9 protein-coding genes are annotated in these 12,090 nt (G+C 54.7%); 4 read left to right on the plus strand and 5 right to left on the minus strand.

The window, feature by feature from the left end:
* Positions 1-14 precede the first annotated feature (14 nt).
* The 4 genes from LVD14_RS14115 to LVD14_RS14130 all read left to right on the plus strand — a co-directional run bounded on the left by LVD14_RS14115 (position 15) and on the right by LVD14_RS14130 (position 5,436).
* Positions 15-1,223: a homoserine O-acetyltransferase family protein gene (locus tag LVD14_RS14115; protein WP_237134764.1), complete on the plus strand. Its 1,209-nt coding sequence runs from the start codon at positions 15-17 to the stop codon at positions 1,221-1,223.
* Positions 1,224-1,401: 178 nt separating this feature from the next.
* Complete coding sequence (locus tag LVD14_RS14120; RefSeq protein ID WP_237134765.1) at positions 1,402-1,989, plus strand: (2Fe-2S)-binding protein; 588 nt, start codon at positions 1,402-1,404, stop codon at positions 1,987-1,989.
* Positions 1,986-4,430, plus strand: coding sequence for a xanthine dehydrogenase family protein molybdopterin-binding subunit (locus LVD14_RS14125; protein ID WP_237134766.1), 2,445 nt, complete (start codon positions 1,986-1,988; stop codon positions 4,428-4,430). Before LVD14_RS14120 ends, LVD14_RS14125 begins: the two co-directional genes overlap by 4 nt.
* Before the next feature lie 10 nt (positions 4,431-4,440).
* Positions 4,441-5,436: an FAD binding domain-containing protein gene (locus LVD14_RS14130; protein WP_237134767.1), complete on the plus strand. Its 996-nt coding sequence runs from the start codon at positions 4,441-4,443 to the stop codon at positions 5,434-5,436.
* A 97-nt stretch (positions 5,437-5,533) separates the two neighbouring features.
* Here LVD14_RS14130 and LVD14_RS14135 read toward each other — a convergent pair whose 3' ends face one another.
* From LVD14_RS14135 to LVD14_RS14155, 5 genes are all read right to left on the minus strand, one after another.
* Positions 5,534-7,612 carry a peptidase domain-containing ABC transporter gene (locus tag LVD14_RS14135; protein ID WP_237134768.1) on the minus strand — a complete coding sequence of 693 codons (2,079 nt, stop codon included), beginning with the start codon at positions 7,610-7,612 and terminating at the stop codon, positions 5,534-5,536.
* Positions 7,609-8,844 carry an HlyD family secretion protein gene (locus LVD14_RS14140; protein WP_237134769.1) on the minus strand — a complete coding sequence of 412 codons (1,236 nt, stop codon included), beginning with the start codon at positions 8,842-8,844 and terminating at the stop codon, positions 7,609-7,611. The genes LVD14_RS14135 and LVD14_RS14140 overlap by 4 nt, the downstream gene beginning before the upstream one ends.
* A 5-nt stretch (positions 8,845-8,849) precedes the next feature.
* The gene (locus LVD14_RS14145; RefSeq protein WP_237134770.1) at positions 8,850-9,662 is read right to left on the minus strand and encodes a hypothetical protein; all 813 of its coding nucleotides are present in this window, start codon (positions 9,660-9,662) and stop codon (positions 8,850-8,852) included.
* Between the two features lie 467 nt (positions 9,663-10,129).
* Positions 10,130-10,417, minus strand: a complete 288-nt coding sequence (locus LVD14_RS14150) for an acyl carrier protein (RefSeq protein ID WP_237134771.1) — start codon at positions 10,415-10,417, stop codon at positions 10,130-10,132.
* The gene (locus LVD14_RS14155; protein ID WP_237134772.1) at positions 10,410-12,074 is read right to left on the minus strand and encodes an AMP-binding protein; all 1,665 of its coding nucleotides are present in this window, start codon (positions 12,072-12,074) and stop codon (positions 10,410-10,412) included. Before LVD14_RS14155 ends, LVD14_RS14150 begins: the two co-directional genes overlap by 8 nt.
* Positions 12,075-12,090 lie beyond the last annotated feature (16 nt).

Here is a 12,090-nt window from a genome sequence, read left to right on the forward strand (position 1 = left end):
TGAGAGCTGCCAATATGAGCCGAACCCCGAGATTCACAGCGCAAATCCGCCTTTTTTTCGCTGCCATCGCGTGCCTGATGTGCGCGGCGACAACGGCAGACGAGGGCTCAGTTGGCATCGTATCAAAACAGGTGTTCACAACGCAGAACTTTCAGACACTCAACGGCGCCAGTATTGCGGAGGTCAGTGTTGGCTGGGAGGCCTATGGTCAGCTGAATGAGCGCAAGGACAATGTTGTCCTTATCACGCATTTCTTTTCCGGCAATAGCCATGCCGCCGGTCGCTACGATCAAGACGACGCACTGCCGGGCTACTGGGACAGCATCATCGGGCCCGGCAAAGCAATCGATACTGACAAGTATTACGTCATCAGCTCGGACACCCTGGTAAATCAGGAACCGCATAACCCCATGGTTACCACAACGGGACCGGCCAGCATAAATCCCGCGACAGGACAGCCCTACGCCCTGGACTTTCCGGTAGTCACCATTCGTGACTTTGTGAATGTCCAGAAGGCGCTGCTGGACAGCCTGGGCGTGACCCGGCTGCACGCCGTCGTTGGGGCATCAATGGGATCCCTGCAGGCACTGGACTGGGCGACTGCCTATCCTGACTTTGTCCAGCGCGTCATTTCAGTGATTGGCGGGGGTGCTGTTGATCCATGGACCATCGCCACGCTGCAGCAGTGGGCCAATCCCATTATCGCCGACCCGAACTGGAACAACGGTGACTACTACCAGGGCGATGCGCCACTAGTGGGTCTACGGCAGGCACTTGGCATGGTCACTCTGCAGGCCATGCACCCCATGATGTTCAATCAGATCTATGCTGCCAGCGGCCCACGGGAAACTGCACCGCTTCAGGATATTCGTGCCGACTTTACGGTGGTGCAGCAGTTGAGTGCTGCCGCCGAGGCACGTACGCGCTTTGCTGACGCCAATCATGTACTTTATCTGGTGCGGGCCAACCAGCTGTATATGGCCGGTTTTTCGGAGACGCTGGGCGCAGGTTTGGCTCCAGTTACCGCAAAAACACTGTTCCTCCCCGCCAGCAACGACCTGTTGCTGCAACCCTACCTGGCGCGCACGGCCCATGAAACGCTCGTCGGGCTGGGCAAACGTAGTGCCTATGAAGAGATAGAAGGCCCCTGGGGACACCTGGATGGTGTCTATCTTATTGACCAAAAGGCGGATTTGATTGAAGATTTCCTGACTACTGACTGAGATCGCAGGTCACACGCAGCATGTAGCTAAATCACCACAAATTGTGACAAATTTGTATTGGAACTTGATACTTGCTTTAAACGGGCATAGCCTAGTGTTCCAGGCGATAAAATATTATAGTAGCAAGCTCAAAAACCAGCCTCCATCAATCTTTTAATAATAAGTGGAGAATTCATCCGTGAACTCTAGACTGACCCGCAGACGATTTATCAAGGGCGTCATATTCGTTGGGGCCGCTGCGTCAAGTGGTGCCGGACTGTATTACGCGTCGGCTGCTTCAAGATCCGCCGGCGGCGTAGAACGCCTGATATCCCTTAACATCAACGGTCGTACGCGTCGTGTCGACGTAGCCCCCCAGGAGACGCTGGCGCATACCCTGCGTTATAAACTGGGTCTGACCGGTACCAAGATCGGCTGTAACCGCGGTGAATGTGGTGCCTGTACGGTCACAATCGACGACGTCACCAACTATGCGTGCTCCACGCTGACCCACTCGGTCAAGGACCGTGCGGTACTGACAGTCGAAGGCCTGCGCGCCGCCGATGGCACGCTGCACCCCGTCCAGCAGGCGTTCATTGATGAGCTGAGTCCCCAGTGCGGTTTCTGCACCCCCGGACAGATCATGTCAGCTGTTGCCCTGCTGAAAGTGAATCCACGACCCACCCGCGATGAAGTTCGCCAGGCCATGTCAGGCAATCTGTGTCGCTGTGGTGCCTATGAACACTATCTGAATGGCGTGATGCGCGCCTCGGGGCAATTGTCATGACATACAAGCATATCGGTAAGAATTTCACTCCGCCGGATATCGAAGCAAAGGTAACCGGTGCTGCACGTTACGCAGAAGACTTCAAAAAAGAGGGCATGGTATTCGCCCGCCTGCTGACCAGCCCGCTACCCGCAGGTCGTATTATCAGCATCGATACCTCTGAAGCTGAAGCAATGGAAGGCGTGGTCGGCATTCTGACTACTGCTGACCTGCCCCAGCCGCCACCGCCCGCCAACCCGGCGCTGGCATCCGATCACATTACCTACATCGGTCAGCCGCTGCTGGCGGTCGCTGCGGTCACTGAAGAGATTGCCGAAAACGCAATCGAGAAGATCCGCATTGAGTTTGAGCGTCGCCCGTTCGTCACTGACCCGCTGGACACACTGGTTGAGGGCGGTCCAAACCCCTACCCGACTGGTAACACACTGATCCGAAACGCCGGCGAAGCCGCAGCAGGTACCACCGCTGCCGGTACAGATGTTGGTGAGATCAAGTGGTCACGCGATGCCATGAACGCATTCCGTGCCGGCCGCGAGCCCAGCGGCGTCACTTTCGGAGACGAGTGGAGCTACGGCGATATCGAATCCGAATTCGCACAGTGCACCACCATCGTTGAAGAGCCGTTTGTCACTATCGGTCAGCCGCACCACGCGCTGGAACCGCGCACCGGTATGGCGTATTGGGAAAATGGACGTTGCTACTTCCACGGCTCCCTGCAGAGTCACACTATTGCAGTCGCGCCTCTGGCCGGCATGCTGGGTATTGACCCGGCCAACCTGGTATTCATCAACGAATACACTGGTGGTGGTTTCGGCGGCAAGATTTTCCCTTACCCGATCATGGCGGTAACCGGTCACCTGGCCCGCAAGATTAACCGTCCAGTGCAGCTGCGAATCACGCGTGAAGAAGAGTTTTACATCGGCTCGGCACGCGCGGGCATGCAGGGCTGGATCAAGCTGGGACTCAAGCCGAATGGCGAAGTCGGCGCAGTCGATACCATAATCGTTGGTGATGCCGGTTCTGGCGGTGGCGCCAGCGGCAGTTCAGCTGCGGAGCACATCACACTGATGCTGCAACCCGCTGCCATGCGCTTCCGAGGTGTCAGCATCTACACTAACACCACTCCGCGTGGTGCACAGCGTGGGCCAGGCCAAAACGAGATGGCTGCTGTACTGGCACCCATATATGACAAAGCGATTCGTCAAGCCGGACTCGACCGTATGGAAGTCCGTCGCCTGAATGCGCCGGTGAGTGAAGACAAGATTGGTCCGCGTCGCGGCGATCTGACCAGTGCCTTCTTCCCGCAGGCCATCCAGATGGGCGCGGACATGTTTAACTGGAGCGAGCGTTCACAGCGTTCCGGCCAGCGTAATGGCAGCAAAGTCACTGGTATCGGCATCGGCATGGGTTATCACTCAGCGGGCGCCAGCGGTTACGACGGTCTGTGCCGCATCGGCACCGATGGCAAGCTGTACCTGCACACTGGTGTCGGTAACCTCGGCACGTACTCCTATGCAGCCGTTGTGCGTACCGCCGCAGAAGTCCTGAAAGTAGACTGGGACAACTGTGAGATCGTACGCGGCAACACTGACCTGCACCTGCCTTACAGCACCTACCAGGCCGGCAGTAACACCATGTTCACCGAAGTTCGTACCAACTATGTGGCTGCCCAGGATGCCCTGCGCAAACTTAAAGCCATCGCAGCCGCTGATCTGGGCGGCAATGCAGATGACTACGACATCGATGGACAGCGCGTGTTCCTGACCAGCAACCCGGAACAGGGTATGACCTACGCCGAAGCCGCGCAGCGTGCCGTGGCAATGGGTGGTGAATACAGCGGCCAGGAGTTCCCGGAAGAGCTCAACGACGTCACCAAGCGTGCCGTGCAGGGTCTGGCAGGCAGCGGCCTGATTGGTGTTGCCAAGGACTCTCGTCACTCTGGCACGGTGCCAGCCATGACCATCGGTTTCATGGAAATCGAAATGGACCTGGATACCGGCAAGTACGACATCGTGGATTACACCTGCGTCGCCGACTGCGGCACGATCATTCACCCACTGGGCTTCCGTCAGGGTATGAACGGTGGTGGCGTCTGGGGTGTGGGTCTGTCCGGTTACGAACGTCACGTATATGATCCTCAGAACGGCCTGCCAGCAAATGTGGGCCTGTATCAGGCTCGAATCCCCAGCTATCTGGATGTCCCGCACGTAAGTAACAGTGCTGGCCTGGATATCCCTGATCCACAGAGCCCAATGGGTTCACGTGGTGTGGGTGAACCAGCTCAGGGATGTGCTGCAGCCGCGCTGGCCAGTGCGATCACCGATGCACTTGGCGGGCAACACCTGTTCAACCGCGCGCCGATCACTCCGGACATGATCGTGAATCATGTAGCGCAGCTTGATCAGTACAACACCGGCGAACTGAAAACGAACACATTCTGAGGTTTTAACTATGCCAGCTTATGACAATATGCCAGAAATGGGCCTCTATCAGCCGGTTCAGGTTGAAGACGCCCTCGCGCTAGCCTCACGACTCGCCGATCGCGGCTGGTTGCTGGGTGGCGGTCAGGACACCTACGGATGGATCAAAGACCGCGCCAAGCGTCCAGAAGCGCTGATCGATCTGAACGGAATTGAAGCTCTGCGCGGTATTCGCGAAACCAGTGATGGCATCGAAATCGGTGCCCTCACTACCCTGACTGAAGTGGCCACCAGCCCTATCGTCCTTGAGCGTTACGCCCTGCTTGCGCAGGCAGCCAGCAAGGTTGCCAGCCCGCAGATCCGCAACGTCGGCACCCTGGCCGGCAATATGGCTCAGGACGTACGCTGCTGGTACTACCGCCGCGGACTGGCTTGCTACCGCGCTGGTGGCAACCTGTGTTACGCAGACACACCTGATGGTCAGAACCGTGAACACGCCCTGTTCGAAGCCAGCCGCTGTGTAGCCGTGACGCCAAGTGATACGGCACCTGCACTGGTCGCTCTGGAAGCACAAATGGTCATTCGCAACGAAAGTGGCGAACGAGTCGTGGATGCAGAAGACTTCTGGATTGGGCCAGCGCTTGATATCGAGAACACCACCGTTCTGCGTCCAGGCGACATTCTGACCGCTGTCCGCATCCCGGCCAAGTGGGCCAATGCCGAGTTCTACTTCGAGAAGGTCGCTGACCGTAACGTTTGGGACTTTGCACTGGTAAGCATCGCGGCAGCAATGCGCGTGGAAGGCGGCACAATTGCTGACTCACGCATGGTTGCAGGCGCTGTCCAGTGCACGCCACGTCGTATGACAAACGTTGAGCGTGCCATACAGGGTCAACCCCGCAACCAGGCGACTGCCGACATGGTTGCCGGTATGGCCAGTCAGGGCGCACAGCCTCTGACACGCAACCACTTCAAAATGCCACTGATGGACAATCTGGTTAAGCGTGCCTTGACCATGACTGCCTGACAGGTATTACTGAGTCGTCGGTCGCAAGATTGACGATCCAAGAAGCGGCGCGCTGAAGCCATTCAGCTGCGCCGTTTTTTTTGCATTTTCGCCAGGCTCAAAGCTGCCCGAACTTTATGGTTCGACTGGCAGCTCTCAGCGCGACAGGCCGATGCGAAATGAGCAACACAGTGCAGGACAGTTCACGAAGGTTTTTGAGTATCCCCTCCTCCAGCGCCTCATCCAGATTCGCGGTTGCTTCATCCAGAAACATGATCGCAGGTCTTTTGTAGAATGCCCTGGCCAACAAGATACGCTGTTGCTGCCCCGCAGACATCATCGAGCCCATATCACCTACCAGGCTGTTGAAGGCCATTGGCAGGCTCGCAACAAAGGATTTTATCCCAGCCTGTTCAGCAGCAAACTCCATACGCGATTGATCTGCAGCCTCATCGAACATTGTGATGTTATCTGCAATGGAACCCGACAATAGCTGATCGGTCTGCAAGACTCCCGCGCAGGCGTAACGATACTCACGGACTCCATACTGAAGGATATCGATGCCATCTATAAGAACCCGGCCACTATCGGGTTTCAGCAGGCCGGCCATGATTTTCAGGAGTGTCGATTTGCCTGCGCCGGAAACGCCCGAGATCGCCAGCACCTCGCCCGGCTTCACTTCAATGCTTATGCCATCGATAACAGGACCTGTCGCGCCTGGATAGGTGTAAGACACGTTCTCGATCGTCAACTGCCCCTTCACACGCCTGCGCACTGCTGGCATATGCAGGGATTCGGTTTCGCGCTCGGCGCAGGTGATGTCTGACACCCTTTCAAGCTGAAGCCTGACCAGACGTATCTGAACCAGCTTTTCGATAAACGATCTGATGGCGCTGGTGAAATTCCCCTTGAGTGCAACGAAGGCAGTCAGGAAACCCAGCGTGATATTGCCATCCAGTACCAGTGTCGCTGCCAGAAACACCACAACCACATGCTCCGCCGTCGTCAGCACGCCGTAAACAGCGTCAATGTTGATATTGAACCTTGCCAGCCGTACCTGGGCATTGATCTGTTCAGCGTAACGATTTCGCCACAGGAACTGTCGGGTCAACTCCCGGCAATAAAATTTGATGACCTCAATGGTGCGCATATTCTCCATCAGTTGAGAGCTGGTTTTGGCCTCTGCCACCACAACCTGCTCCTGCAGAGACTGCATGGCAGGAATACAGACCACTTTAAGCAAGGCAGACACCAGGACAAACAGCAGCACCGTCACCGCCAGCATGCCGCTAAAGTAGAACATGACCAGCAGAGTAATCAACGCGAAAACCCCGTCAAGAACCACGGTTATCAGATCCTCTGTCAGAATGCGTCTAATCTCCCTGATCGAGCCAAAGCGCGAGACAAGGTCGCCAACATGACGTTTTTCAAAGTAAGCGACTGGCAGGCTCAATAGATGCGTCAGAACATTACCAGCCATCTGAAAGCCGATCTGATTGGAAAAATACAGTTGCACCTGTGATCGGGCATAAGTCATTGCTACCGACGTCAGCCCCAGCATCAGAAAAGCCAGAGCCAGCAGACTGAGCACATCGGCATCCTGCCTGGACAGGCCTTCGTCTATGACCAGTTGCATGTAAAACGCGCTGCCTATCGATGCCAGTTGCAGAAACAGCGACAGAACAAACAGCTGGACAACGGCGCGATTAAAACCCGGGTAGCGTCGGTACAGATCAGAAATTCGCGATCGCATGTTGGTACTGCCCTGATGAAAATCAGCGCCAGGTGTCATCTCCAGAGCGATGCCGGTAAAATGCCTGCCGACTTCGGCCATACTGTAACGCCGCTCTCCGACTGCCGGGTCATGTATGCGGATACTGCGCTTACTGACGCTCTTGAGTACTACAAAGTGATTCATATCCCAGTGCAGCACTGCAGGCAGCTGAATTGCTGACAGATCGTTTATATCCAGTTTCAGGGGTCTGGCCTTCAGGCTGATGGACTCTCCAATGGACAAAAGATCAGACAGGCGACTTCCGCGACCAGATATTTCGTGACGGCTACGCAGAGTATTGAGATCAATTCGATTACCGAAGAAACTGGCGATCATGGCAATACAGGCGAGACCACATTCGGCACGCTCGGACTGCAAGATAACGGGGAGACGAAACCTGCCGCCAAACAGTGAGGCGATCATAATCGACGCTCCACACTACTGAGCGGCCTTGTTATTCGTTGCATCAGGGTTTCCTCACCGGTCACCACATCCGCGGTGAACTGCATACCCGGCTGTAACTGATACAGCGAGCCTGCATGTTCGATGACACTGCCTGTGCTGGCCCTCACAAGGTATACGGGCTCGTTCACCTCAAGCGGTATCAGATGCTCTCGTGGATCGATCACCGTCCCTGATATTCTTGCTACTTCGGCGCTGTGTGTGCCATACAACTGGTAGGGAAATGCGTCGTAACTCATCATTAACTCCTGTCCCGTCCTGAGCTCTCCAATGGCTCTGGACGGCAAATACAGATGAGCTTCCAGTTCCTGAGTCTCCGGCAGCACAGTCAACAGCGGCAGGCGAGCGTCCACAGACTCCCCCACGTCGTACATCAGGTTATCCACGATGCCTGATACGGGAGCTACAATGCTCTGAGCTGACAGAATCTGCAGCTCAGCACGGCGCTGTTGCAGCTGCAGCAGGTTAGCTGCGAGACTCAACTGCTGGTCATGGGCCTGTGCCTTCAAGATTTCCAGCTGCTGAGTTGCGTCCAGTAATGCCGACTCTCTGGTGAGCAGTTCTGCTTCAGATGACATGTTCTGTTGTTGCAAGTTAACCTGCTCGGATCTGATTCGATCCAGCTCTCGTCGTGAGATAAGGTCACGGTCAAACAGTATCTGATGTTTTTCGTAATCGCTGTCAATAATTTCAAGACGCTGTTTCAATAGTTGATGCGCCTGCGCCGCGATCCTCAATTCCTCAACCAGGCCCTGGGTTCTGCTGTGGAATTTTTGTTGCTCTATTTGAGCCTGTACTTTTTTATTGATCTGACGCTGCTTCAGAAGCTGTATCTGGCTATCTACCAGCATTACCTGTTCCTTCAGCTGATTCTTTCCTGTGACGTCAAATCCCGGGGCGCTGATGGTCATCAGCACCTGTCCGGCTTCTACCAGATCGCCCTCTTTAATATTAATCGCCGAAATTGTGCCAGCAGTGTTTGCAAACACTTTCGATTCGCCGACTACTGGACTGAGATAACCACGCACCCGCTCAACCTGCTTGAATGTCGCAAAGGTGGCAAACAACACAAACACAATACAGGCCATTAGCGCACCAGCCACCATCAATCTCACCGAGACTGGTTGGTACAGTATTCCATCACCAAATTGAGAACCGCGACTAAATTGCAGGGCTTCTTCCCGAAACAACATGTCAGTCACCCTCCGGCACGCTGTTGACTGCAAACTCTTATAGATTGCCGGTCCAGATACCTTGGCAGCTCAGGTAGAAACTTCCACTGCTCCGGATGGCGTCGTATCCATGTCTCCGCCAGTTTTGCAAGCTTCTGGGTAATTCGTTGACAGGCGACGTCCAGACGCTCCCCATGAACTGGCCTGGCATCAATCTCCGCCTGCATGTCAATAAAACTTGCCCCACTTTGTTCGAATGTGCAGAACGGGAGTATTGGCGCCTTAGCCATGATCGCCAGCAGTGCGGGCCCCTTGACGAAACGCGCGCGATATCCAAAAAAGTATACTTCTGTCGTCTCTCCAAAATCGTCACCAAGATCGAACAGAATGTTCAGGGTATGGTTACCTTGGCGCATTCTGGCCACTATCTCCACCGGGTCATACTGACCATGCAGCAGTACATGATGTTGACCCTTTTCACCCTGGAACTGGTGCTGCAGTGCTGGGCTGTCATGCTCACGTTTTAATGTGATGACACTGCGCTCTGGAGATGCGTGCGTGGCTATCCGCTTCATGGCGCCCACAAAATCTCCCATATGAATAGTGACCAGTACGCGAGATTCCTGATTCTCTTGTATCATTCGTTGATAGGCACTTTCTTCAGGCCAGATGAAGCGGCTCAACTGAGCGTTATCAGTTTTACGAGTCTGATAGTGCGCCAGGCGCCAACAGTAAAACAACGCGGTCATATGCTGCTGCTGAATCAGCAGCCTGGCCACACGCCTTTCAGGCTCGCCGAGCAGAACACCTATTATCTGTCGTCGCAGCTGCCTGGTCACACGTTCCTCTTTCAAAAGCGCCTCAGAATAGCTTGTGCAATTGCTGACGAGTTTTAAGTACCCCCTCAGCAACGGGTGCTCAACTATGGCGGCTTTTATCGAATCGTGTAACTTCCTGCGACATGACACATGTATCCACTCAAGAGTACTCATTGGCTGCGCCATCAGCTTTTCAATGACGCTCAGCTGTGCTTTCAACTTCTCGAAATGTTCTTCGCGTTGTGTGGGACCCTCGACGTTTCTGCAAGCAGCAAAGACCTGTGCTCCACGCTCAGTCCTTAGAATCCGCAAACCATCGACTGGTAAATCCCCAGCACGAATCGAGTGCTCTATAAATGCCTGGCTCCTGAGCTGGAGGCTTTGTGCCATGCGGTCCTCAATCTGCTGACAACGGAGTTGAAAGTCCTGGCAGGAGGCCATCAGCCCGACGCTCCCCGCTGGCTGTTTTCTGGGTCGGGCACAAGGCATCACGTCGCAATCTCGGTATGAATAGCGGAAAATACAAGCTCCACCAGGTCACCCAGAGTAGACACCTGAATCAGCATGGACTCATCCACATCTATGCCGAACTCAGCTTCCAGCTCAAAAACAACCTCTACCAGCTTCAGGGAATCGAGCCCCAGGTCGGCAACGCGAATATCCCTGTCATAGGACTGCAGACATGGCTCCTTACTACCAGTTGATTGGGACGCGGTGACATTAATCTGCTCCAGCAATTTATTCTCGATGCCGGCCCTTATCAGAGACTCAGGCACAGTTGACCTCCTTGTCCAGCAGACTCTGCATTAGCGATCTGCACTGATCGCGCTTGATTTTTCCACTGGTCGTCAACGGCATACGTCCGCTTGATAGAACGTGCGCTCCCTCTGGCGCTACCCCGGTCAACTCAAGCACAAAGGAAACAATCCGATGCAGGTCGAGACTGGCTATGGCCCGAGTACTTTCCAGAACCAGCCCCAATGTTTCACAGCCGTCACAGTTGACTGCAACAGCTGCACATCTGCCAATGCCATGTCTGGTAAACCTGTGTTCAACCTGCCCCTCGATGAACTCTGCACAAAGTGGTCTACCGCGGACTTTGAGCACACTGTTCTCTCGCCCGGTGACATACAGCAGTCCCGCTCTGAAATATCCGCGATCACCGGTACGCAAGAATCTGCCGGAAACGTCGTTAAGCTTTTGACCAAAAACCCTGCCATCACTTTCAGTTTCAAGGGTATATCCGCGCGCTACTGATGCCGATTTAACCCAGATCTCACCTTCCTGACCGTCTTCGCAACAACGTCGCCTGACGGTATCCACTACCTTGATAACTCGACTGCTACTCCCAACAGCAACGGCTTGATCATCCCTCTTATTGAGGCTTTCCCTGTCTGCCTTCAAGCCTTGCACTCCGCTGACAAATAATGTTGCCTCGGCAAGCCCGTAACAGGGAAACAGTGCCCGTTCCTGCATGCCATATCGACGCAGTGCTATCAGAAATTCCCGGAGTGTCCGGTAACTGACTCGCTCTGAGCCGCAGTAAGCCAGGCGCCAGCAACTCAGATCCAGATCCGTGTCCAGCTGTCCAGACTGGGATATCTGCTGCAGGCATCGACGATAGGCAAAACTTGGAGCACCTGAAATGGTGACGCGGTATTTGTCGATCGCGGCAAGCCACTTAAGTGGTCTGGCAACAAATGTCTTTGGCGACAGAAAATAATTGTGGATACCCGCATAGACTGGCTGGATGACATGTCCAATCAGGCCCATATCGTGATGAAACGGTAGCCATGAAAGACCGACATCATCCCTGTTGCATTGGAATGCACTGCTAATCTGCCTGACATTAGCCAATATGTTGCTGTGAGAGATTGCCACTCCTTTGGGTTGGCTGGTGGATCCCGAAGTAAACTGTATGAAAGCGACGTCGGACGCCTGTGGCGATTGCAGCTCAAGCTGTGGCTGTTCATGACTGAACTCAAGCAGCGACTGAAGTGTGTATACCGGTACATGATCAACCTTGATCAAGGCTGCCAGGGTCTGCCCTGTAAGCACAGCGCGGACACCATGTTTACTTAGCAACGCCGCCATCCCGGTCCAGGATGTGCCTCGTGGTTTTGTCATCGGTACCGGCGTGACTCCCGCCAGCACTGATGCCCAGAATACCTGCACGAACTCCGGGCCATGTGTATAAATAAGGCCTACCCGCGTTCCCTTTAAGCCAATACGCTGCATGCCACAGGCCAGTTTTTGCGACTGCTCAAGCAGGCCTGACAATGTTATCTGACACTCCGGTTTGAGGTCAGCATTCAAAAACGTGTATATCAGTTTTTCAGGTTCTGATGCCGTGCGGCATCGCAATAACCCCGGAAGTGTCTCCGACTCTGCAGTGCGGTCATGGTCTGCCGTTGTTAAAAGCCGATTTTGCATATCACTGTTCCTTGTG

It is taken from the genome of Pseudohongiella sp. O18 (assembly GCF_021729085.1).
Lineage (GTDB): Bacteria > Pseudomonadota > Gammaproteobacteria > Pseudomonadales > Pseudohongiellaceae > Pseudohongiella.

Bases quoted from the DNA above. Each gene is read 5' to 3' on its own strand.
- LVD14_RS14140 (WP_237134769.1), bottom strand. From the start codon at position 8,844: ATGTTGTTTCGGGAAGAAGCCCTGCAATTTAGTCGCGGTTCTCAATTT.
- LVD14_RS14135 (WP_237134768.1), bottom strand. From the start codon at position 7,612: ATGATCGCCTCACTGTTTGGCGGCAGGTTTCGTCTCCCCGTTATCTTG.
- LVD14_RS14130 (WP_237134767.1), top strand. From the start codon at position 4,441: ATGCCAGCTTATGACAATATGCCAGAAATGGGCCTCTATCAGCCGGTT.
- LVD14_RS14115 (WP_237134764.1), top strand. From the start codon at position 15: ATGAGCCGAACCCCGAGATTCACAGCGCAAATCCGCCTTTTTTTCGCT.
- LVD14_RS14155 (WP_237134772.1), bottom strand. From the start codon at position 12,074: ATGCAAAATCGGCTTTTAACAACGGCAGACCATGACCGCACTGCAGAG.
- LVD14_RS14125 (WP_237134766.1), top strand. From the start codon at position 1,986: ATGACATACAAGCATATCGGTAAGAATTTCACTCCGCCGGATATCGAA.